We start from the raw sequence: 21,834 nt of genomic DNA on the forward strand, positions 1-21,834 counted from the left end.
TCGTTTCATATATAATTGTGAAGGGGGAATATTTGTAACTATTTGTAAAAAAGGGAGGCGGCTATAAAATGCATGAAATTGCTAAGTGGGATTTAGATTCATTGTATTCGAATGAAGATATCCTATCTCCAATATTGAAGCTGAAAGAACAATTTTTTGTAACAAAAGATATAGTGATTCTTTCAAAACTTATTCAAGCTATTGAAAAAGCAGAATACTATTTGTACTGTCGATCGGCTGAAGAAAGTGTTACATCGGATAATACTAGATTGACTGTGAAAGTAAAGGAATTAAAAAGTGAAGTGCAGCAAGTCATACAGCAAAGTGAGGTGGAAATTACCGATAGTACTAGGCTAATAAAAGATGAACTAAGTGCGTGGGAAAATATGTACATACAATTAAGGAATAGGATAGAAATAGAGCACAATAATAAGCAATTATCATTTGGACAAGCAAATCATGTTGCAATGAATAGTGATAATGAAAAGGAAAGGCTAGAAGTATTCGAGTCATTAACATGTGCTTTACATAAGGAGAAAGAAATTTTTGCTACTGTATTAAATCAAATAGGAAGATTGCGTAATACAAAGAGTAATGAATTAGAAGACATAGATATTTTAACTCAATCTTTTCATGCAAATGGCATTTCAGAAACTGTATTATTACAAATATGGAATGCGACTGAAGAAAATCTTGATAAATTAGTAAGTGTTTTAAATGTGTATAAGAAAGGTAGAGCTTCGATTACATGGCATGAACTTATGACAGTAAAGGAAAATAATGAGGTAATTATTCCTTTTTCGGTAGCAGTACAAAACATATACGATGCATTAAAAAATATAGATGAAGAATTAGCAGAATTTGCACGTCATGCGATAGAAAGTGGTTGGGTAGATGCAGAGCTGAGAGAGAATAAACCACCAGGTGGATTTTGTGCTCCTTTTTTCAGTGAGAAAGAATCTCGAATCTCAATGCGTTACGACGGAAGTATCGATAGTGTAAGAGTACTTGCCCACGAACTAGGACATGCTTGGCATTTTTATAATATGAGTTTTGAACAATCCTCTTCTTTTTTAGATGATTATTTGCCAATGAGTACAGCTGAATCAGCATCTATTTTCTTTGAAACGGTGCTTATAAATTATCTAATTCAAACAACAGATAGTATAGATATGAAAAAGTCATTGCTTAGCTGGAAAATAAGAAACTGTTTTAATTATGTAATGGCAATTCGAGCATCGTACGAATTTGAGAAGAACTTTTACGAGAAATGTAAAGAAAGTCCTTTAAGTGCTGATGAAATCGAAAAATTATCTATAGTAGCGCAAGAAAAAGCATATGGAAATTCATTATCAGAATATCAGCCGTTTGTTTGGATGAAATATGTTCAGTTTTATTTAGCAGATGTTCCTTTTTATAATTATCCATACACATTTGGGTATTTAGCTAGTTTTAGTTTATTAGAAATAGCTAAAGAAAGGAAAAGTATTTTTCACTTGAAATATAAAGAGTTTTTACGAGAAACAGGAAAAGCTCCAGTGGAAGAACTGATGAAAAAATATTTTGAAATAAATATAACGAGCTATGAATTTTGGGGTAAGGCTTTTAGACAAATTTCTATAGATATTGATGAATATTTGAGGCTTATATAAGGGGCGAGTATAGTGGATTACCAACTTATAAAGGGAATACCTTTTTCAACTTTAGAATATACAAAAGCTATAAGTTTATTAAAAAGTTGGCTACATGAAAAACAAGAGAAACCAAGATTTGTAGTAACTGCAAATCCTGAAATTGTTATGTCTGCAAAGGAAAGTACGGCTAAATCTAAACAGTTTAAAAAGATGTTACTATCTGCGGATTTAATAACAGCGGATGGAATTGGTGTCATAATTGGCTCGAAAATATTAAAAGGAACGCTGAAAGAACGCGTCACTGGGGCAGATATCACTCACGATTTAATAAAATATTGTAACGATAATCGATACCGTGTCTTTCTTTTTGGAGCTGCACCAGAAAGTAATAAAAAGGCATTAGTAAAATTAAATGAGCAGTTCCCAGGCGCACAGTTTAAAGGACAGCATGGATTTGTAAATGGTGAGGAAATAGAAGAAGTAAAAATGAAAATAAAGCAATTCAAGCCGCACTTATTGCTAGTAGGACTAGGTTCACCGAAACAAGAAGAATTCATCTATGAAAACATACAAACATTAAACGTTCCACTATCTATTGGTATTGGAGGTATGATCGATATATTATCTGGTACTGTAAAAAGAGCACCGAAAATTATGAGGGATACAGGAACTGAATGGTTATATAGATTACTCTCACAGCCGAAAAGATTAAAGAGACAAATCGTACTTCCGAAATTTTTATTGTCGGTTATGTCTGAAAGAATTAAAGGGAGTAATTAATAAAGGAGAGTACATTCATGAACAGAATCGGAATTATCGGAGCAATGCAAATTGAAATAGACTTACTTTTAGAAAAATTAGTTATACAAGAAGAACAAATAATTGCGGGAATGCCTTTTTACGTTGGAGAATTCATGGGAACTGAAGTAATTGTTACAAGATGTGGTGTAGGGAAAGTAAATGCAGCCGCATGTACGCAAACATTAATTCATAAATTTGATGTAGATGCTATCATCAATACAGGTGTTGCTGGTAGATTACACCTAGATGTAAAAGTTGGTGATATTGTTATTTCAACGAATGTTACCCATCATGATGTAAGTAAGACTCAAATGAAAAACTTATTTCCGTTTCAAGAAGAATTTATCGCAAGTAAGGAATTAGTAGAGCTAGCGCGTAAAGCATGTAATAGTAGTTCTTTACATATGGAAATTCATGAAGGAAGAATCGTAAGCGGTGAATGTTTTGTTGAAGATTCAAAACTAAAAGCGAAATTAATAGATGAATATGCACCGCATTGTACAGAAATGGAAGGTGCAGCAATTGGACATGTTGCCTACATAAATGAAGTACCGTTTCTCGTAATACGATGTATTTCTGACAGTGCAGACGATGAAGCACAAATTTCTTATGATGACTTCGCGAAAACGGCCGCAAACTATTGTTCAGAAATTATCGTTGAGATGTTGAAAAATATATCGAGTAAAACGTATAGTTCAAAAGGAGGGAATGAAATGTTACAAGCATTCATTTTTGATATGGACGGAACGTTATTTCAAACAGATAAAATTTTAGAATTATCGTTAGATGATACATTTGATCACTTAAGATCCCTTCAATTATGGGATACGGTAACACCTATTGAAAAATACCGTGAAATTATGGGTGTGCCTTTACCGAAAGTTTGGGAAACTTTATTACCGAATCATTCTATTGAAGTAAGAGAACAAACTGATGCATATTTTTTAGAAAGATTAATTGAAAACATTAAGAGTGGAAAAGGTGCTTTATATCCGAATGTAAAAGAGATTTTTACATATATAAAAGAAAATAATTGTTCAATTTATATTGCAAGTAATGGTTTAACTGAATACTTACGAGCAATCGTATCTTATTATGCTTTAGACCAATGGGTTACTGAAACATTTAGTATTGAACAAATAAACTCGCTTAATAAAAGCGACTTAGTAAAAAGTATTTTGAACAAATATGATATAAAAGAAGCAGCTATAGTTGGGGACCGATTATCTGATATAAACGCAGCTAAAGATAATGGCTTGATTGCGATTGGATGTAATTTTGATTTTGCACAAGAAGATGAACTTGTTCAGGCAGATATAGTAATAGATGATTTAATGGAGTTGAAGGGGATATTACCTGCTGTACAGAGATAATAAAGTTATTTAATAATCCTCTTTCTACTAACGGAATAGATTAGCTCAATAGGGAACCCCAAAAAATACTTGTGGCTTTTGAATGTTAAATACAAAGTAGACTCTGCAATAAAGAGGTAGAGAGATAGTATAATTCATTTGTGATAAATTAGTAATAGTTTGAATTGGATTATAAAGTGTGTGCGTTTTTTACCAAGTCCTATATGTCTCATTCTATGGAGGGAATATGCTTAAAAATAATTTTAAAATTAGTAACATTCCTGTAGTTTTATGGGGAGATAAGAGTGAGAAGATTTTTATTGCAGTACATGGAAATATGTCAAATAAGGAAGATGCAGTTATTCAAATACTTGCCGAAGAAGCTAATCAAAAAGGTTATCAAGTATTAAGCTTTGATTTACCTGAGCATGGAGAAAGAACAAATGATAATACCCCTTGCAAAGTACAGGTTTGTGCTAGTGAATTATCTATAATTATGAATTACGCAAAAGAACAATGGAAAGAAGTAAGCGTGTTTGCATGTAGTATCGGAGCTTATTTTAGCCTTTTAGCCTATCAAAATGATGCGATAGAAAAGGCATTATTTTTATCACCAGTAGTTAATATGGAACGAATTATCGAAAATATGATGAAATGGTTTAATGTAACACCAGAACTTTTGCAAAAAGAAATGACTATAGAGACACCGATTGGTCAAAAGTTATATTGGGATTATTTATGTTATGTAAAAGAACATCCTATTAATACATGGGATACAGATACATATATTATGTACGGGGCCAAGGATGAACTGTGCGAATTTAAAATTATTAATGATTTTACAAAAAAACATCGTTGTGAATTAGAAGTCATGGAGACGGGTGAACATTACTTTCATACTGCAGAACAGTTAAAGATATTTCAACAGTGGTTACACAAACATATCAATTAACGAAGTATAATTTATCTTGGGTCTGTTTGAGAATAAACTAATATAATATTTCATCATATTTGAGTACAAATAGTTTTAAACGTATAGCAATTAAACAATTATATTATCGATTTACATCTGAAGTGCAAAATACGCATGACACAAATTGAATGAAGTAACAACCATAAAAATGCTCAGAATAAATAGTTCTTGAGCATTTTATTTCATATTAAGGGGGAATTTATTTGAAAGATATACATATTCAACAAATTGAAGATTTAATGTTATACGAACACAATTACCTTGTTCAAGAAAGCAAAGAAGAAGGATTTAATTTCCTAATAAAACTAATAAGTGAATATGAAAATAAAATAAACACATTTAATAAAACTGGTGAATGTTTATATGGTATTTTTCAAGGGGAAAAGTTAATTGGAATAGGAGGGTTGAATGAGGATCCTTATACAGAAAATAATAAGATTGGCCGATTAAGGAGATTTTATATTTTAAAGAATTATCGTCGTATAGGGCTAGGGAAGTTGTTATTAAACCAACTATTATCTTATGCGGAAAAGAATTTTAAAGTAGTTGTTTTACATACAGATACAAAGCAAGGCGATGCATTTTATACTGCAAATGGATTTGTGAAAGGGGAATTATTTAAAGGATCTAGTCATTATAAAGTATTATATGAGTAAAAAAGAGACCTCAGCTTCGAAACCATAAGCTTATGAAGTCTCTTTTTTCTAGTCAATTATGTTCAACGTTCATTTCTTTCAATAATCCCTTCGGATCACCTTTTACATAATAGAAATGTGGATTATTTTCATCGTCGTAAAGCATAATATAAGGTTTTTCGTTAAGTGGTAGAAGAATAAGTACTTCATCAATTGTAGTTTGTAGCCATTGATTTGTAATCGAAACTGGTTTAGATAGAGGGATTTTTATCATGTGACCATCTTTTGGAACGACATTTAAGTTTTTGAACGGGCCAGTAATGGATTTAGCATATTGAACAGCTTCTTTTTGAATAGCTGAATCTAAAGATTGTTTTTGAACGACCATTTCTTTTTTGCAATCAAATACTTCAATTTGTTGATTACTATTTGCGAACACGTTTGTCGATAATAAGAAACAAAGAAGAGTAATGACCCCAATTTTTTTAATCATAATACAACACCTCGTCTTTACTATACCCTTAAAAAGTTCAAATATTTTTCTGTCACATTTATGTAACAAAGAAGTTGTATAATACAGTTGGTTTTTGTTTAAAAGTAATGGAGGATCATTCATGAAAGTATTAATTGCAGATGATGAACAAGATATGTTAAGGATTTTAAAAGCTTATTTTGAAAAAGAAGGCTTCGAAGTGTTATTAGCGAAAGATGGAGAGGAAGCACTTCAAATATTTTATGATGAGAAAATTGATTTAGCTATTTTAGATTGGATGATGCCGAAACATAGTGGTATTACTGTCTGTCAAGAAATAAAAAAGAATTCAAGCGTAAAGGTATTAATGCTTACGGCAAAAAGTGAAAGTGAAGATGAATTAGCAGCGCTTCAAAGTGGGGCAGATGAATACGTAAAAAAACCATTTCATCCAGGCGTACTCATTACGCGAGCGAAAAAGCTAATACAGCATGATGATGTCATTCAAGTTCAAGATTTGAAAATTGATTTTACGAAAAATAAAGTTTATAAAAATGACAAAGAGTTAGATATTACAAAAACAGAGCTAGAATTAATAAAGTGTTTTTTAAATCATAAAGGCATGATTTTAACTCGTAAAAAATTGTTAGATATCGTATGGGGATTTGACTACTTTGGAGAAGAGCGAACTGTTGATACACATGTAAGGAGATTAAGAAAAAAAGTTGGAGAAAATATTATAAAGACGCATCGTGGGCTAGGATATAGTTTGGAGGAACAGAGTGAATAAACTTGGAAAAAAACTATTTCTCAGCATTTCTTTAACTGTTATTCTTATTTTTACGATTTCTTTATTATTAATTAACTATCTTTTACCGAAATATAATATTTACAAAACACGAGAAAGTTTAAAAGGTATTACAGCACAAATACAGTCCATACCGAGCGAACAAATAGATGAAGCAATTTCTAGCATTGAAAATAAAGGAACTGTCACGATTGCGTATACATCAATTAACAATTCGGAAGATCATATTAATGATGAGTTACGCTTGCAACTTACAAGGAAAAGAGTTGCCCTTAATAAACTTTGGATTACAAAAGGTGAAATAATAAAAGTAAAGAACTTCGGACAATTGAATAAAATATATGATCAAGAGAAAACCAAATCTAGTTTTTTTGTGAAATATATTGCGAAAAACGATATGTTGATTTTAGTAGGGGTTTCTATCGCACATTCGAATGAAATAATAAAAACGTTAAACGCATTGTATTTATTCATTTTAGGTATGACGATTTTACTTATTATTGTACTTGTATGGATATTGTCAAAAGCAATTACGACACCACTGAAAGAATTAAGTGATGTCGCAGAAGATATTTCACGTTTAAAGTTTAAAAAGACAAAAGTGAAAACGAATGATGAAATAGGAGACTTAGCCACTAGTATTAATATCATGAGTGAAAAACTACATGAAGCCCATGAAGATTTAACAGATCGAAATGAACATTTAAAACGATTTATGGGTGATGTGACGCATGAATTAAAAACACCAATAGCACTAGTAAAAGCATATTCTATGGGAATAAAAGATGGTCTAGATGATGGTACGTACATAGATACAATCATTAAACAAACAGATCAAATATCAAATTTAATTGAAGAATTATTACGATTTTCTAAATTGGAAAGAGATGTTTTGCAAAAAGAAGAATTCTCTATTAAATCACTACTCCAAAGTATTATAGATAAGCATAAGATTGAACTGGATTCAAAAGAAATTGATTTGCATGTGAATTATAATGTTGGCGATGCAATTATTTATGCAGATGTAAATAAAATGAGTATGGTATTACAAAATTTAATTTCCAATGCGATAAAATATACAACAAATCAAAATATAAAAATTACTTTAGAAGATCGAAATGAAAGTGTATATTTTCAAATTCAAAATGGTATGAATGGTGAACAAATGAAAGATATCGATAAAATTTGGGAGCCTTTTTACGTCTTAGAATCTTCTCGTAGTAAAGACCATTCAGGTACAGGACTAGGTTTAGCAATCGTGAAAAGTATTTTAGAAAGGCATGGTTTTGACTATGGTGTATCTACTATAGAGGGAGAAATACGGTTTTATATAACTATGAAGAATGAATAATTTAATACGATTAGAAGCATCGTCTATTAATAGGCGATGCTTCTAATCGATTATATGTGAGTAGTAAACGAGAATAAATAACTTCGAAAAATCGTTGGAAGAGTGTTCTGCAAATTTCTCAAGTGGTTGCATGAAGTGTTAACTGAATTTTCAGTAATTTTGTTGTATAGTAAAAGGAGAAATATATGGGGAGGAAAGAGTATGGGGAAAAAGAAAATAGCTACACTATCAGCAATATTATCTTTATCAATTGCATCAGGTGTTTCTAGTATGACTGCGTATGCGGACAATAAAGACACAAACTACATAAATAAGAATGACGTTAAATTAAATGGAAAAATCTCAGAAGCGTTACGTTCAAACACGAAGATTGAATTAGAGAATGGGATGACAAAACCGATTTACTCGCTTGATGAAGCGATTGTTGAAAATTTATTTGTAGAAACGGAAGTAGATAGTGATCGAGATGGAAAAAAAGATCGAGTATCAGTAAAAGTTATGCGTCCAAAAACTGATCCAAATGTGAAAGTTCCTGTTATATATGAAATGAGTCCATATCGAGCGGGTTTAAAAGACGTTCCTGTATATAATATAGATGAAGAATTGTATGCGTATGAAGGCAAACCGTATGGAGCTGTTAATCTTGGTTCATACGGAAATTATTATGTACCAAGAGGCTATGCAGTCATTTTAGGTGAAAGTATTGGAACTGGGAAATCAGATGGGTGTCCGACGACTGGGGATGAGCAAGAAATATTAGGGACGAAATCTGTAATTGATTGGGTAAATGGACGTGCGAAAGCATATAAAGAAAATGGTGAGGAAGTTAAAGCCGATTGGTCAACGGGAAATGTAGGTATGACAGGAGTCTCTTATAATGGTACGTTACCGAATGCTGTTGCAACGACAGGCGTTGAAGGGTTAAAAACAATTATACCAATTGCAGCGATTAGTAGTTGGTATGATTATTATCGTGCAAACGGTGCAGTCATTGCGCCAGGTGGATACCAAGGAGAAGATACAGATAATATGGCAGAAGCAGTACTAACAAGAGAAAATCCTGAAGTTTGTGGACAAGTAATAAAAGAGTTAACAGCAGGACAGGACCGAAAAACTGGTAATTATAATGATTTTTGGGACAAACGTAATTATGTAAAAGATGCTAAAAACGTAAAAGCGAGTGTATTTGTTGTTCATGGTTTAAATGATTGGAATGTAAAGACGAAGCAGTTTGCGCAGTGGTGGGAAGCGCTTGGAGAGAATGGTGTCCCTCGTAAAATGTGGTTACATCAAGGTGGACACGGTGGGACATCAACGAATGACTGGCAAAAAACACAAAATAAATGGTTTGATTACTGGCTATATGGAATTGAAAATGGCATTATGAATGAACCAATGGTTGATGTACAACGTGAAAATAAAACATGGGAAAAATTAAAAAACTGGCCAGATCCAGCAGCTGTACCGTCAAAAATTCGTATGTATTTAAGTAACAAAGCAGTTAATTTACCATTGAGCATGGGGACTGTTAATAAGGTGTTTTCATTCGTAGATGATGCAAAAATGAAATCAAACGAATTAGTAGCAAACCCAGAATTAGAAGTAGCCAATCGATTAGTGTATACAATGCCTGTACTGCCAAAAGATACGCGTATAAGTGGTACGCCAAAGATTTCAATTACAGGAAATATTGATCGATCTGTATCAAATTTAACAGCATTACTTGTTGACTATGGAGGAACGAAGCCGGAAATCGTAACACGAGGCTGGATGGATCCACAAAACTTAAAGAGTATAGAAACTTCAACAGCGATTCAACCGGGCAAAGATTATACATTTACATGGGACATGCAGCCAGATGATTATGTCTTTAAAGCTGGGCATCAAATTGGAGTTGTTTTAATTGCAAGTGATTATGATTATACAATTAGACCAAAAGCGGGCACGAAGCTTACAGTGAAATTAAGTGAAGTGACATTGCCAATTGTGAAATAAATAGTTATGGATAAAGGGCTTACTACAAAGTAAGCTCTTTACATTTTGAAAGGGGGAGTTTAATGTGAATGTTTATTGGTAGATACAAAAAGGCTTACAATAAATAAAAAAATTGCATTTATGATCAATAGGCCACTAAATGTAAGCCCAGCAAAACCTCCAGCGAATCCATCTCCTACTTTTTCACCAATTACATGCAAAGTGGCAAAGAAAACGATGGGGGAAGAAAGAATGAAAATGCCACTTGTAATTTTCCATATTCGTCTATACTTCTTTGCAATAAAGAAAATTACAGCATTAAAAGCAATAAGAAGTAAAAGAAATATAATGAATGAATTCATCATAGGCTCCTCTTGGTAAAATTCTGAATTTTCATTCACAAGGGTATGTTATATAATATGATTATATTGTATGGAAAGCGAGTGATATATTATGACAGTCAGCTCTTTCGAATTTTCATTAAAAGTAAAGGTACAGGAAGATTAATTGAATGAAAATCTTCCGTACGTAAAAAACGGAGGAGAAAATAAATGTTTAGTTTTTATAGTACACTTTGCACGGAACTTTACGATTTCACAAAGCCTGTCGGTTATTCTTTAAATGGTGATATTGAGTATTACGAAGAACGTTTAAAAAATTGCACCGGAAGAATTCTCGAAGCAGCGGTAGGATCAGGGCGTGTCATCATCCCACTTCTAGAGGCTGGATTTAAAGTAGATGGGATAGATTATTCACCTGAAATGCTAGAATCGTGCCGCGTGCGATGTAAAGAGAGAAACTTACATCCTAATTTATATGAAGGAAGCTTACAACAATTTTCACTGCCACATAAATACGAGGCAATTATCATTCCTACTGGATCTTTTTGTTTAATTGAAAATCGTGTGGATTCTATAAACGCATTGAAATGTTTTTATGAACATCTTAATCCAGGCGGGCGATTAATCGTAGATATTATGCTTCCCCATGACTGGAAGACTGGGGAAATTCATACATCGACTTTTTCTTTGCCGAGCGGAGATGGAATTACATTAGAAAATAAATCAATTGAAATAGATTGGCTGAACCAAGTTACTCTATCATATTTAAAATATGAAAAATGGAGTAAAGGACAGTTAGTACAAACAGAACTACAACGCTTTGCGGTACGCTGGTATGGAATAGAAGAGTTTAAACTTCTGTTAGAAAGTATAGGTTTCTCTAACATTACTTGTTCTGCTGATTATGTTTATGAAAATGAACCGTCAAATGCTAATCAAATGTTTACTTTTGAAGCCGTACGAAAAGAAAAATGAAGAACTACCTAAGAAAACAAGGCGATCGACATAATATCGATTGCCTTGTTTTATTTGTATATTATTTACATGCTATTTCGTTTTCATCGTCCAAGCATCTTTCTATTAACTACATATGCTATTTATATTAGAGACAGTCACTATTTTAAATAGAACTGTTATTTTTCTATAAATGTTATTTTGGAGAAGTGGGGGGATAAATTTGGAAAACGTAGAACAAGATAGAATTGAGAATCAAGTGTATTCAAATCGTGTAGTAAGATCAGAATTTGATGCGAATTGGGAAACGTGTATATCAAAAAGTGGTTATGTAATTTATGTAGCAACAAGTAACAATGCTGAAGTAACAGTACTTCTTGCAGATGGTTCAAGTAAATTATTAATTTTTGAAAAAGGCGGTAAAGTAGTAGTAGGTGGCGGTGGAACAAGTCATTACAGTAAGCCACATATCGCAAGAAATATTTAAGGAGTTAATTGAGAAGAAACCTATAAGTAACATAGAAAAAGCATTTCCTATTTCGGGAAATGCTTTTTCTATGTTATAGTATAATAGTGTTTCAAAACAATGTTATTTTAATATATTTCAGATTTTGTTGTGTATTATTTTTATATTAAATTAGTTGTGTAAGTATTTTTTTATATAAGGAGTAATAATTAGAAAAATGAAAAATATCGACTTTATACTAGAAAGTGATGAGGCATTAAAACCGTCTGAACGATTAGTACTATTATTATTAGAGAAGCATAGAATGTTATATACGAACGATCTATTAGCATTATCTAATTTATCATATAAAACATTAACGGATTCATTAACAGCACTAGTTTTAAAATCATATGTACTAAAGGAAACAGGCAAGGGAAGAAGACAGAATTGTTATAGGTTGGTATGATAAGATTCCTCATTTTAGAGATCTTATATTAATGTTTTTGAATGTAAGGGTAAATTCTATTTTGGTTTTCAAATGAAAAATACAGGGCAAGGCTCGCTTGTATATTTGAATTTCATTTTTATTAATGTAATTCTATCAGTATTGAAAATAGAAAAATAAAATAAACTGCAAAAAACAGAAATAAAAAAACAATCCGTTTTTAAAATGGATTGTTTTTTATTGGAATAATATTATTTAATGAATGGAAAACAGGAATGATTATTCTACTTCACTTGTATACTTTTCAGGTAATAATTCCATTACGTTACATTTTACAAGTTCACCATTATAAGAGAGTATAACATTCGTATTTTTTCCGTAATCACTTATTAATTCTCGACACATCCCACATGGAGCAACAACCCAACATTTTTCTATATCTTCATGAGGGTGTGGGTGTGCAACTGCTACAATGGTATCAAATTCATAATCACCTTCGGAAATAGATTTTCCTATTGCCATGGCTTCACCACATACTGTTATTCTTCCAACATTTGCTTCAACATGCACTGCTGCATAAATATTACCCGTTTTAGTTCGTACAGCTGAACCGATATGATGACGACCATATTTATAGTTTTTTTCGATTACTTTTTCAGCAGCTGTAATTAAATTATAGTCTTCACTATTTAAAGGCATTACTTGTAACATAATTTCTCCTCCTTATAAAACATGATTATTGATATTTTAACGGGATATTTTAATATTTAAAACAAAAGATAGAAATACGATAGATAATATTGTTATGTAAACTGTTATTTTAAGAGGAAAATATAATAATCAATAGAACATATAGAAGAGTGTAATTAAATATTTTGAATGATGGGAGATTATTATGGAGATTTTACAATCAATAGCACAAGCTGTTATAAGTGGTAATAAGGAAAAAGTGGTGGAGTTTATAAAGACGAATCCAAGTGCAGTTAATGAATTTAGTGAAGATGGGTGGACGCTACTTCATTTAGCGGCTTATTTTGGACAAAAAAAGCTAGCGAGTTTTCTTTTAGAAAGTGGTGCAGATATACATATTAGAGCAAAGAACGAAAACGAAAATACACCTTTACAAGCGGCAATAGCGAATAAGCAAATTGAACTTGTTGCTTTCTTAATTGAAAAAGGATCAGATGTAAATGTTATACAAAGTGGTGGTTGGACGGGTCTCCACGAAGCAGCATTATTAGGGAATGAAGAAATTATCGTATTGCTTCTTAAAAATGGAGCTAATAAGATGATTGAGAAAAATGATGGAAAAACAGCCTATGATATTGCATTAGAAAAAGGACATGAGCACCTTTTACATTATTTGCATCAGGAAGTGAACATATGATGAATAAATGGAGTATAGGTGTATTTTTATTTGATGATGTAGAAGTGTTAGACTTTGCAGGGCCATTTGAAGTTTTTTCTGTAACCGAAGCGGATGAAGAAAAACCATTTACTGTTTATACAGTTAGTCAAAATGGAGAAATGATTACAGCAAGAAACGGATTAAAGGTACAGCCGGATTATAGTATTGAAGATTTACCACCAGTTGATATTTTACTTATTCCAGGTGGTAAAGGTGTTCGGGAAAAGGAAGTGAAAAATGATATTATAATCAATTGGGTTCGTCAGCAAATGAAAGAAGTAAAACTAATGACTTCAGTTTGTACTGGAGCGTTATTACTTGCGAAAGCCGGTTTACTGGATGGCTTAAAAGCCACAACGCACTGGGCTAGTATTCAAACGTTCAAAAAAGATTTTCCGAATGTAGAAGTAATGGAGAATGTGAAATTTGTAGATGAAGGGCACATCATTACATCGGCAGGTATTTCAGCTGGTATTAACATGTCATTTCATATTGTGAAAAATTTGTTAGGTGTGGAGGTTGCTGAGGATACGGCAAAAAGTATGGAATATGATATTGATTTACAAAATTAAAAAAGCCCAAATTGGGCTTTTTTCTTATTTTAAGTGTATATAGGTATGATCTATGCTCTAAACTTAAGCTCTTAAATAGTCATTCTGGTTTTATCAAATGTACGACAATGCATTTCTTTTCTCCTTGTAATCATGTTAAAACAAGGAGAAATTTGTATGTAAAAAAACTCTTCTACAATAGTAGAAAAAGAATAACAGAAACTACTATTTTATGCCAGTATACATAAAAAAGTGCAATATAAATATGGAAATGTCGTCGAATGCTATCTTTAATTGGTTAATTAGTGAGATATTTTTGTGAAGGAGCTTATTTTATAAGAATAGAATTAAAGTTAATAAGAAATCATGCCGATGGTAGTGAAAATATATGTGTTAGGGGGATTTCATAATGAGGAAACTCAAGCGAATAAATGTTCCTAATATACAAGAACAACTATCACAGTCTAATGAGAATCGAGCAATTAATAAGAAAAAACTAAGGCGATTTATATTCATGTTTATATTTATTGCGGCGGCTACTTTGTACGTTCAATTTATTTTAACGAAACAACAAGAAATAATTGTAGAAAAAAAAGATACAATAACGAACCAAAAAAAACAATTGCTTTCTTTAAAGAAAGATAAGGCTTCTTTAAAGACTAACATAGAAAATTTAACAGACGATGAAGAAGAAATTTTAAAGTTTGCGAGAAAAGAATATCAATTTTCTAAATCAAATGAAACTATATTTGTGTTGCCGAAGTAGTGTAATAGAACAGTTAGCAATAGCTAGCTGTTTTTTCATGTATGAATGTCATGGTACAAGAAACAATTACATATTGTAAAAATGAAGAGCTCGAGCTGTTTTTGTACTTATGGAATATATACGAAAATAAATGTTGTTAAAATTCTGTCAATTGTATTATAATACAAGGTAAGCGGATACATTTTTTAATCCATGTTGAGTTTATCACTCATACGACTATTAAGAAAACCGTTATCCCGTATTAGAAAGGAAGAGAGCTGTGTACGCTTCAAATACAATTTATGTCGTAGGGGATGCGAAAGCACCTCAAAATAATCCCATTACCGAAAAGTTTAAAAGCTATTTTGTAGCGTTTGTACTTGTTAAGGAGACTGGGGAAATTGTAGATGCAGATTGCTCAGCGACAATTGCATTAACATCTCAATTCGTTAAATATTTATTTCTACATAAAAATATTAATGACCCAGAATTAATAATGGAAATAAAAGATCGTTATTTCGGTTCGTGTCAAAAAGCACTACTTGTAGCATTAAAAGATGCACAGAAAAAATATAATCAAATCGCTGCTTTGTCTACACATTCCTAGACAAAATCCAGCCGTAAGAATCTTCTTATGGCTGGATTTTTTTATTTCCCACTAACCTTCTACATGAAAAGTAGGCAAAAGAGGAGATGTATTGCTCCAAAATCATTGAGGATTAAGGTTCTATTTTGTAAGAAAACGAAAGGATGAACAAAATGAAAATTACTGATGTAAAAGTAAATCGTAGACGTGTAAATCTGCATACACCGTTTAAAACGGCGCTTCGTACTGTAACCGAAATAGAAAGTATAGACGTATATATTCATACAGATGAAGGAATTGTTGGCAAGGGTGCTGCAGCTGCAACACCAGTTATTACGGGGGATTTCGCTAGTGGGATTGAAGAAGCAATTTTAGGGCCGATGCGTTCAAGTTTAATTGGTCAAGATATTACTCAGTTTCAGCAGTTACTACAGCACATTCAAATGAGTTGTATTGGAAATCCAAGTGCAAAAGCGGCGGTAGATATCGCTTTATATGATGTGTATTGTCAATATCATAACGTTCCACTTTACGCATTATTAGGTGGAAAAAAAGAAATTCACACAGATATTACTGTAAGTGTAGATGAACCGTTCATTATGGCGAAAGAGGCAAAGCAACATGTAGAAAAAGGATTTCAAACTTTGAAAATTAAAGTGGGGAAATCTGCCCCTTTAGATTTAGAACGTATTGAAGCGATTCGAAATAGCGTACCAAAAAATACGACGTTACGATTAGATGCAAATCAAGGTTGGAATCCAAAAGAGGCAGTTTCTATCATTAAAGAGATGGAAAATCGTCATTTAAATATTGAATTTATTGAACAACCTGTTCATGCGAAAGATTTGGATGGTTTAAAGTACGTCAAAGATCATGTAAAAACGCCTATTATGGCAGATGAAAGCATATTTTCAGCGGGTGATGCATTGAAAATCGTTCAAGGAGGATATGCAGACTTGCTCAATATTAAATTAATGAAATGCGGTGGTATACGTGAAGCTTGGCGTATTGCTGATATCGCAGAAACAGCTGGTGTAAAATGTATGGTCGGAAGTATGATGGAATCCTCACTTTCTGTTAGTGCTGTAGCCCATTTAGCAGCTGCCCATCCTAATATTCATTACTTCGATCTTGATGCACCGCTTTGGTTAATGGAAGAACCAGAAGGAATGACTTATTCTGGCTCAAAGGTAAACCTTCAATCGACAGTGAATAGTAAATCTTAGGAGAAGAGACTAGTAAACTATCTTTTAAGGGGGATATGTATGAAAAAAGTAGGAACTGCATTTTTAACAACTTTATTTATATTTTCATCGTTTACATCAGCACATGCTGAAGAGAAGAAAGATAGTAAGGCGTTTATCGATGTGTCTGCCGCAACACTTTGGACTGCACCTGATTCATTACGGCTAATTGATGTACCAAGCGCTACAAATCCAGTTGATTTGTGGAAGTGGACGAAATCGATGACACTTGATGAAAAACTTTGGTTAACAAACGCAAATAAATTAGAAACGCAAGCGCTATTAGGTCAAGAAGTAACGGTTGTTGATAAAAAAGGGGACTGGGTGAAAGTGTTAGTCCATGGTCAACCAACACCACGAAATGAAGAAGGCTACCCAGGGTGGATGCCTGAAAAACAGTTAACTTATAATCAAGAATTTGCAGATAAAACAAATGAACCTTTCGTATTAGTAACGAAACCGACAGCAATTTTATATATAAATCCTTCTGAAAAACATAAATCGCTTGAAGTGAGCTATAATACGCGACTGCCGCTACTAAGTGAAGATACAATTTCATATCGCGTGTTGTTACCAAATGGACAGAAAGCTTGGCTACGAAAAAATGATGGAACGGTTTACCGTTCTCAAAATGATATTCCAACCCCGGCGGCCGATGATTTAATAAACACAGGGAAAATGTTTTTAGGATTACCGTACATTTGGGCTGGTACAAGTGGCTTCGGATTTGATTGTTCTGGATTTACACATACAATTTATAAATCGCACGGTATTACCATTCCGCGAGATTCTGGACCGCAATCGAGAAATGGAGTTGCAGTGGATAAAGAACATTTACAAAAAGGAGATTTAATTTTCTTCGCACATGATCAAGGGAAAGGTAGTGTTCATCACGTTGCTATGTATATTGGTGACGGAAATATGATTCACTCACCAAGAGCTGAAAGATCGGTAGAGATTATATCACTAAATACACCAGGATATATAGAAGAATACGCTGGTGCGCGTCGTTACTTACCTTAAAAAATAGAGGGAGGTTTTCAAATGAAAAAAGTTGTTCGTTACTCATTAGTTAGTACTCTGTTAGTTTCTTCAATTTTAGTTGGCTGCGCAAAAGAAAAAACAACGATAAAGCCGAAAGATGAGAAGAAAGTATTACAGTTACTAGAAACGGGTGAAATTCCGTCATTACACTCAGGGAAAGTAACAGATGCAGTATCATTTAACGTTTTAAATAACGTAATGGAAGGATTATTCCGCTTATCGAAAAATGATGAAGTGATTGAAGCTGGCGCACAAAAATATGAAGTGAGCAAAGATGGAAAAACATATACATTCCACTTACGTGATGCGAAATGGTCTAACGGAGATCCAGTAACAGCGCAAGATTACGTATATGCTTGGAAGCAGCTTATTAATCCGGATACTGCTTCTCAATATGCATACATTGCGTACGATGTGAAAAATGCGGAGAAAATAAATAAGAAACAACTAGGGTTAGAGGAATTAGGAGTAAAAGCGAAGGATGATAAAACGTTCGTTGTAGAGTTGGAACATCCTGTACCGTATTTTACGAAATTACTTATTTTACCATCATTCTATCCGATTAACGAAAAATATGCGAAAGAACAAGGTGATAAATACGGATTAGAAGCAAATAAAACGGTATATAATGGGCCTTTTACACTATCTGATTGGAAGCATGAAGCGAGCTTTACAATGAAGAAAAACGATAAGTATTGGGATAAAAAAGAAGTGAAGTTAGATGAAGTAAACTATCAAATTGTTAAAGAAATTTCAACTGCGGTAAATTTATATGAAACAGATAAAGTTGATAGAGCTGTCATTTCTACAGAATTCGTAGATAAATATAAAAATAATAAAGAGCTAAAACAATATACAGATCCAGTTATGTACTTCTTCCGATTTAATGAAAATGTGCCGATTCTTAAAAATAAAAATGCACGTCTTGCACTAAGTACAGTGTTTGATAAGAAAGGACTTGCGACTTCGTTTTTAAATGATGGTTCGGTTGCTGCAAACTATTACGTGCCAAAAGGATTTTTAAAAGGTCCAGATAACAAAGATTTTAGAAGTACAGCAGGTGAGTTTAATAAAACGGATGTAAAACAGGCGAAAGAATATTGGGAAAAGGCGAAGCAAGAGACTGGTATAAATGAAGTAACGCTTGAGTTATTAAACTATGATTTAGAAAACTTTAAGAAAGTAGGAGAATACATTAAAGAACAGCTAGAGAAAAACTTACCAGGCTTAAAGGTAAATGTAAAATTACAACCACATACGCAAAAGCTAGCGCTAGAGAAGAAGAAAGAATATGAAATGTCATTATCACGTTGGCTGCCAGATTATCCAGATCCAATGACATATTTAGAAGTATTCCTTTCTGGAAGCAGTGTGAACAATACTGAATATGCAAATCCAGAATATGATGCGTTAATTAAGAAGATTAAAACAGAATTAGGTAATGATGAAAAAACTCGTTGGAAAGCATTGCAAGATGCTGAAAAGATGTTGCTGGATGATGCGGTAATTGCTCCAGTATTCCAGCGTGGATTATCTTACTTACAAAAGCCATATGTGAAAGATTTATACGTACATCAATTTGGACCAGCAACAAGTTTAAAGTGGGCAGATGTACAAAAATAAAGGATGAGAAAACAGACTCCACGTTTGTGGTAGTCTGTTTTTTAGTTAAAGTCGGGTAAATAGTACATGGTATAATTTACTAGTCTGTATAAAATTTTGGAGGGGAATGAAGTTTTATGTTTGAAGAAAAGAAAGTAATGCATACAAAAAGGTTATTCATGAGAAAGCCCATTATAGAAGATGTTGATCAATTTTATAGCATAGTAAAAGAAGAGGCTGTTGGCAAATGGCTTGCTAAATCAAAGGGAATGTCAAAGGAAGAAGTAAAGGACTATATTATGCAACTAATATCACATTGGGAACAGTATGGTTTCGGGGTATGGTTGTTAGTTAATAGAAATACAGGAGAGCTTTTAGGACATTGTGGTTTAAGAAAAATAGATGAAACAGGTGAAATAGAAATTATGTATTTACTTGATCCGGAATATTGGGGAAATGGATATGCGTCAGAAGCAGCAAAGGCTTCCATTCAATATGCAAAAGAGATGATGAATGTAAAAAGAATAATTGCTAGAGTAAAAGTAGCAAATGAGAACTCGAAAAAACTTTTACGAAATCTAGGGTTTATATATACTCATGAAGTTGATCATAGCGGGCGCCTATTATCATATTTTGAACTCAATACATCATCCGAAGAATTCTAGACATTTCATATGTTTTTTCATTGTTAAAAAATAAAATTATTACTAAAATTTCAGTGTGAAATGTAGGTAGAATCTTGTATAATTAACGTGTTTCTATGGAAACATTTTCTTGCGCTATATAGGTCTTAATAGAACAAGAAAAGAAATACATACATGTATATAATAGATAAATAGAATGGAACATGTATAGAGAAAAAGGAGAGAAATGATGACGTGTCAAAGACAAGGGTTACAATTTAATTGCGATAGGAAGAGGAACAAAAAATGAAAATGAAGCATGCCTTTGGTCCCATAATTTTAGCGTGTGTGCTGTTTTTTATTATCATACTCATCCCATCGAAAAGTTTAGTATCACTGATTAGTGATAAGAAGGTAGAAGATGCGGCAACTTCTTTACAAAAAGAAAAATTACAAAGTGTATTCTTGCAACAGAAAATGTTAGAGAATTCGCAGTATTTACCGATGTACGGTTCATCTGAATTTTTACGAATGGATGCATATCATCCATCTAATTACTTTAAAGTGAATCCTGCAGGTTTTACGCCATATTTAATCGGAATTGGCGGTACACAAAGTTTAGCTCATATATTAAATATGACGTCTACTATGGATGAGTTAGAAGGTAAAAAAGTAGTCTTTGTTTTATCGCCACAATGGTTTACAAAGACTGGGGTTTCCCAAGGGGATTTTACGAACAATTTCTCCAAACAACAAGCATATCATTTTATTTTTAATGATAAAATAAATGTAGAAATGAAGAAGCAAATTGCGAAACGACTTTTAGATTATAAAGTTGTTCAAGAAGATGATATATTAAAAAATTCCTTAGAAGGTATTGTATATAATGATACGAAACATAACGTAAAAGCGGGCTTAGTTAAACCACTTGCTTATATGCATCGAAATATTTTAGATCATAGAGATTTATTTAACTCCATATTTAAGATTGAGCCGATGAAAGAAAAAACAAATGTGGGACTACGTTCAATTTCTTGGGTAGATGCACGCAAACATGCGGAAGAAGAAGGGAAAGCGGAATCTACTACAAACACATTCGGAATTGAAAATCCATATTACTATAAACATAATTTGAAGAAAAAGTTAAAAGGTCTAAAAAACTTTAGAGCAAATGAATCGTATGAAGAATCACCGGAATATGATGACTTACAAATTGTTTTAAATATTTTTAAAGAGAAAAATGTCAAGCCGCTCTTTATTTCTGTACCTGTAAACGGACCATGGTATGATTACGCTGGTTTCCCTAAAGAGCGCCGTGAAGTGTATTATAAAAAAGTTAGGGAACAAGTTGAGAAAGCAGGATACCCAGTAGTGGATTTCTCTGGCCATGAATATGATAAGTATTTCTTAAAAGATACAATTCATTTAGGTTGGAAAGGCTGGATTTACTTTGATGAAGCAGTGCAAAACTTTTATACTGAAAAATAAGTGTGGAGAAAAAGGAACGGCTATAAGCTGTTCCTTTTTTTAGAATAAATGATTTTGATGGGGGCAATTCGGAAAGGCGTGTATATCTTGAATTTGTCTAAAATCATAATGTTTCATTGCGAACTGCGCTTGATAAAGGTATTCATATACATACAATTGACCATCATGTGCTGAACATAATACACCAGAGGTTCCTTGCCCATTAATGAAGGAAATACCGATAGGGCGTCCGATTAAGTATTGTATTTTTTGTTGCCAATGCATAGGGGAATCACTCCTTTTTGAAATAATATACGAAATGAATGAGTGAATTGTAGCTTATCCACATAAGTATGAAGGCTTTTTATACAATTTC

The 21,834-nt window shown here is 32.7% G+C and carries 24 protein-coding genes; 20 read left to right on the forward strand and 4 right to left on the reverse strand.

Going from position 1 to position 21,834, the window contains the following annotated elements:
• The first annotated feature begins 68 nt into the window (after positions 1 to 68).
• From ACTFRN_RS19775 to ACTFRN_RS19795, 5 genes are all read left to right on the forward strand, one after another.
• Positions 69 to 1,652, forward strand: coding sequence for a M3 family metallopeptidase (locus ACTFRN_RS19775; protein WP_000544308.1), 1,584 nt, complete (start codon positions 69 to 71; stop codon positions 1,650 to 1,652).
• A 12-nt stretch (positions 1,653 to 1,664) separates the two neighbouring features.
• The gene (locus ACTFRN_RS19780) at positions 1,665 to 2,414 is read left to right on the forward strand and encodes a WecB/TagA/CpsF family glycosyltransferase (protein ID WP_088106727.1); all 750 of its coding nucleotides are present in this window, start codon (positions 1,665 to 1,667) and stop codon (positions 2,412 to 2,414) included.
• Positions 2,415 to 2,431: 17 nt separating this feature from the next.
• A complete protein-coding gene (locus ACTFRN_RS19785; RefSeq protein WP_088106726.1) occupies positions 2,432 to 3,808 on the forward strand; it encodes a 5'-methylthioadenosine/adenosylhomocysteine nucleosidase in 1,377 nt (458 codons plus the stop codon).
• Positions 3,809 to 4,034: 226 nt separating this feature from the next.
• The gene (locus tag ACTFRN_RS19790; RefSeq protein WP_000916872.1) at positions 4,035 to 4,739 is read left to right on the forward strand and encodes an alpha/beta hydrolase; all 705 of its coding nucleotides are present in this window, start codon (positions 4,035 to 4,037) and stop codon (positions 4,737 to 4,739) included.
• Positions 4,740 to 4,963: 224 nt separating this feature from the next.
• Positions 4,964 to 5,416 carry a GNAT family N-acetyltransferase gene (locus ACTFRN_RS19795; RefSeq protein WP_000651674.1) on the forward strand — a complete coding sequence of 151 codons (453 nt, stop codon included), beginning with the start codon at positions 4,964 to 4,966 and terminating at the stop codon, positions 5,414 to 5,416.
• Positions 5,417 to 5,468: 52 nt separating this feature from the next.
• Here the strand turns inward: ACTFRN_RS19795 and ACTFRN_RS19800 are convergent, their stop codons facing one another.
• Positions 5,469 to 5,888, reverse strand: a complete 420-nt coding sequence (locus ACTFRN_RS19800; RefSeq protein WP_000591782.1) for a hypothetical protein — start codon at positions 5,886 to 5,888, stop codon at positions 5,469 to 5,471.
• Positions 5,889 to 6,009: 121 nt separating this feature from the next.
• Here ACTFRN_RS19800 and ACTFRN_RS19805 point away from each other — a divergent pair, with 121 nt between their 5' ends.
• The 3 genes from ACTFRN_RS19805 (at position 6,010) to ACTFRN_RS19815 (ending at position 10,021) form a co-directional block, all read left to right on the forward strand.
• Entirely contained in the window at positions 6,010 to 6,657 is a 648-nt protein-coding gene (locus tag ACTFRN_RS19805) for a response regulator transcription factor (RefSeq protein ID WP_000865980.1), read from the forward strand.
• Entirely contained in the window at positions 6,650 to 8,026 is a 1,377-nt protein-coding gene (locus ACTFRN_RS19810; protein WP_001037285.1) for a sensor histidine kinase, read from the forward strand. Before ACTFRN_RS19805 ends, ACTFRN_RS19810 begins: the two co-directional genes overlap by 8 nt.
• A 201-nt stretch (positions 8,027 to 8,227) precedes the next feature.
• Positions 8,228 to 10,021 (forward strand): Xaa-Pro dipeptidyl-peptidase, encoded by a 1,794-nt coding sequence (locus tag ACTFRN_RS19815; RefSeq protein ID WP_088106725.1) that lies wholly within the window; start codon positions 8,228 to 8,230, stop codon positions 10,019 to 10,021.
• A gap of 59 nt (positions 10,022 to 10,080) precedes the next feature.
• Here ACTFRN_RS19815 and ACTFRN_RS19820 read toward each other — a convergent pair whose 3' ends face one another.
• Positions 10,081 to 10,362 (reverse strand): hypothetical protein, encoded by a 282-nt coding sequence (locus ACTFRN_RS19820; protein WP_011040419.1) that lies wholly within the window; start codon positions 10,360 to 10,362, stop codon positions 10,081 to 10,083.
• A gap of 189 nt (positions 10,363 to 10,551) precedes the next feature.
• On the opposite strand from ACTFRN_RS19820, the gene ACTFRN_RS19825 reads away from it, so the two are divergent.
• From ACTFRN_RS19825 to ACTFRN_RS19835, 3 genes are all read left to right on the forward strand, one after another.
• Positions 10,552 to 11,316, forward strand: coding sequence for a class I SAM-dependent methyltransferase (locus ACTFRN_RS19825; protein ID WP_049112168.1), 765 nt, complete (start codon positions 10,552 to 10,554; stop codon positions 11,314 to 11,316).
• A 202-nt stretch (positions 11,317 to 11,518) separates the two neighbouring features.
• Complete coding sequence (locus tag ACTFRN_RS19830) at positions 11,519 to 11,782, forward strand: hypothetical protein (protein ID WP_000432426.1); 264 nt, start codon at positions 11,519 to 11,521, stop codon at positions 11,780 to 11,782.
• A 196-nt stretch (positions 11,783 to 11,978) separates the two neighbouring features.
• Entirely contained in the window at positions 11,979 to 12,209 is a 231-nt protein-coding gene (locus ACTFRN_RS19835) for a hypothetical protein (protein WP_000789031.1), read from the forward strand.
• Between the two features lie 258 nt (positions 12,210 to 12,467).
• Here the strand turns inward: ACTFRN_RS19835 and ACTFRN_RS19840 are convergent, their stop codons facing one another.
• Complete coding sequence (locus ACTFRN_RS19840) at positions 12,468 to 12,899, reverse strand: cytidine deaminase (RefSeq protein ID WP_014893644.1); 432 nt, start codon at positions 12,897 to 12,899, stop codon at positions 12,468 to 12,470.
• Between the two features lie 184 nt (positions 12,900 to 13,083).
• Here ACTFRN_RS19840 and ACTFRN_RS19845 point away from each other — a divergent pair, with 184 nt between their 5' ends.
• The 9 genes from ACTFRN_RS19845 (at position 13,084) to dltD (ending at position 21,479) form a co-directional block, all read left to right on the forward strand.
• On the forward strand, positions 13,084 to 13,575 hold the full coding sequence (locus tag ACTFRN_RS19845) for an ankyrin repeat domain-containing protein (protein WP_000404572.1): 492 nt from the start codon (positions 13,084 to 13,086) through the stop codon (positions 13,573 to 13,575).
• The gene (locus ACTFRN_RS19850) at positions 13,572 to 14,168 is read left to right on the forward strand and encodes a DJ-1/PfpI family protein (RefSeq protein ID WP_000981413.1); all 597 of its coding nucleotides are present in this window, start codon (positions 13,572 to 13,574) and stop codon (positions 14,166 to 14,168) included. Before ACTFRN_RS19845 ends, ACTFRN_RS19850 begins: the two co-directional genes overlap by 4 nt.
• Before the next feature lie 388 nt (positions 14,169 to 14,556).
• Positions 14,557 to 14,913 (forward strand): FtsB family cell division protein, encoded by a 357-nt coding sequence (locus ACTFRN_RS19855; protein ID WP_001228718.1) that lies wholly within the window; start codon positions 14,557 to 14,559, stop codon positions 14,911 to 14,913.
• A gap of 259 nt (positions 14,914 to 15,172) precedes the next feature.
• The gene (locus tag ACTFRN_RS19860; protein ID WP_088106724.1) at positions 15,173 to 15,499 is read left to right on the forward strand and encodes a DUF3870 domain-containing protein; all 327 of its coding nucleotides are present in this window, start codon (positions 15,173 to 15,175) and stop codon (positions 15,497 to 15,499) included.
• A gap of 143 nt (positions 15,500 to 15,642) precedes the next feature.
• Positions 15,643 to 16,704, forward strand: a complete 1,062-nt coding sequence (locus tag ACTFRN_RS19865) for a dipeptide epimerase (RefSeq protein WP_041184519.1) — start codon at positions 15,643 to 15,645, stop codon at positions 16,702 to 16,704.
• Between the two features lie 39 nt (positions 16,705 to 16,743).
• The gene (locus ACTFRN_RS19870; RefSeq protein WP_088106723.1) at positions 16,744 to 17,745 is read left to right on the forward strand and encodes a C40 family peptidase; all 1,002 of its coding nucleotides are present in this window, start codon (positions 16,744 to 16,746) and stop codon (positions 17,743 to 17,745) included.
• A 21-nt stretch (positions 17,746 to 17,766) separates the two neighbouring features.
• Positions 17,767 to 19,389 (forward strand): peptide ABC transporter substrate-binding protein, encoded by a 1,623-nt coding sequence (locus ACTFRN_RS19875; protein ID WP_088106722.1) that lies wholly within the window; start codon positions 17,767 to 17,769, stop codon positions 19,387 to 19,389.
• A 116-nt stretch (positions 19,390 to 19,505) separates the two neighbouring features.
• Positions 19,506 to 20,033 carry a GNAT family N-acetyltransferase gene (locus tag ACTFRN_RS19880; RefSeq protein WP_000461351.1) on the forward strand — a complete coding sequence of 176 codons (528 nt, stop codon included), beginning with the start codon at positions 19,506 to 19,508 and terminating at the stop codon, positions 20,031 to 20,033.
• A gap of 264 nt (positions 20,034 to 20,297) precedes the next feature.
• On the forward strand, positions 20,298 to 21,479 hold the full coding sequence (gene dltD / locus ACTFRN_RS19885; protein ID WP_000782324.1) for a D-alanyl-lipoteichoic acid biosynthesis protein DltD: 1,182 nt from the start codon (positions 20,298 to 20,300) through the stop codon (positions 21,477 to 21,479).
• 39 nt (positions 21,480 to 21,518) lie between these two features.
• Here dltD and ACTFRN_RS19890 read toward each other — a convergent pair whose 3' ends face one another.
• Positions 21,519 to 21,743 carry a hypothetical protein gene (locus tag ACTFRN_RS19890; protein ID WP_000558702.1) on the reverse strand — a complete coding sequence of 75 codons (225 nt, stop codon included), beginning with the start codon at positions 21,741 to 21,743 and terminating at the stop codon, positions 21,519 to 21,521.
• Positions 21,744 to 21,834 lie beyond the last annotated feature (91 nt).

Source organism: Bacillus cereus group sp. MYBK245-2, from assembly GCF_051916145.1.
Lineage (GTDB): Bacteria > Bacillota > Bacilli > Bacillales > Bacillaceae_G > Bacillus_A > Bacillus_A pacificus.

Excerpts from the sequence above, each read along its gene's own strand:
- ACTFRN_RS19855 (WP_001228718.1), top strand. The coding sequence starts at position 14,557 with ATGAGGAAACTCAAGCGAATAAATGTTCCTAATATACAAGAACAACTA.
- ACTFRN_RS19815 (WP_088106725.1), top strand. The coding sequence starts at position 8,228 with ATGGGGAAAAAGAAAATAGCTACACTATCAGCAATATTATCTTTATCA.
- ACTFRN_RS19880 (WP_000461351.1), top strand. The coding sequence starts at position 19,506 with ATGTTTGAAGAAAAGAAAGTAATGCATACAAAAAGGTTATTCATGAGA.
- ACTFRN_RS19785 (WP_088106726.1), top strand. The coding sequence starts at position 2,432 with ATGAACAGAATCGGAATTATCGGAGCAATGCAAATTGAAATAGACTTA.
- ACTFRN_RS19775 (WP_000544308.1), top strand. The coding sequence starts at position 69 with ATGCATGAAATTGCTAAGTGGGATTTAGATTCATTGTATTCGAATGAA.
- ACTFRN_RS19875 (WP_088106722.1), top strand. The coding sequence starts at position 17,767 with ATGAAAAAAGTTGTTCGTTACTCATTAGTTAGTACTCTGTTAGTTTCT.
- ACTFRN_RS19805 (WP_000865980.1), top strand. The coding sequence starts at position 6,010 with ATGAAAGTATTAATTGCAGATGATGAACAAGATATGTTAAGGATTTTA.
- ACTFRN_RS19840 (WP_014893644.1), bottom strand. The coding sequence starts at position 12,899 with ATGTTACAAGTAATGCCTTTAAATAGTGAAGACTATAATTTAATTACA.
- ACTFRN_RS19865 (WP_041184519.1), top strand. The coding sequence starts at position 15,643 with ATGAACAAAATGAAAATTACTGATGTAAAAGTAAATCGTAGACGTGTA.
- ACTFRN_RS19820 (WP_011040419.1), bottom strand. The coding sequence starts at position 10,362 with ATGAATTCATTCATTATATTTCTTTTACTTCTTATTGCTTTTAATGCT.
- ACTFRN_RS19870 (WP_088106723.1), top strand. The coding sequence starts at position 16,744 with ATGAAAAAAGTAGGAACTGCATTTTTAACAACTTTATTTATATTTTCA.
- ACTFRN_RS19850 (WP_000981413.1), top strand. The coding sequence starts at position 13,572 with ATGATGAATAAATGGAGTATAGGTGTATTTTTATTTGATGATGTAGAA.
- dltD (WP_000782324.1), top strand. The coding sequence starts at position 20,298 with ATGAAAATGAAGCATGCCTTTGGTCCCATAATTTTAGCGTGTGTGCTG.
- ACTFRN_RS19835 (WP_000789031.1), top strand. The coding sequence starts at position 11,979 with ATGAAAAATATCGACTTTATACTAGAAAGTGATGAGGCATTAAAACCG.
- ACTFRN_RS19890 (WP_000558702.1), bottom strand. The coding sequence starts at position 21,743 with ATGCATTGGCAACAAAAAATACAATACTTAATCGGACGCCCTATCGGT.
- ACTFRN_RS19825 (WP_049112168.1), top strand. The coding sequence starts at position 10,552 with ATGTTTAGTTTTTATAGTACACTTTGCACGGAACTTTACGATTTCACA.
- ACTFRN_RS19800 (WP_000591782.1), bottom strand. The coding sequence starts at position 5,888 with ATGATTAAAAAAATTGGGGTCATTACTCTTCTTTGTTTCTTATTATCG.
- ACTFRN_RS19845 (WP_000404572.1), top strand. The coding sequence starts at position 13,084 with ATGGAGATTTTACAATCAATAGCACAAGCTGTTATAAGTGGTAATAAG.
- ACTFRN_RS19790 (WP_000916872.1), top strand. The coding sequence starts at position 4,035 with ATGCTTAAAAATAATTTTAAAATTAGTAACATTCCTGTAGTTTTATGG.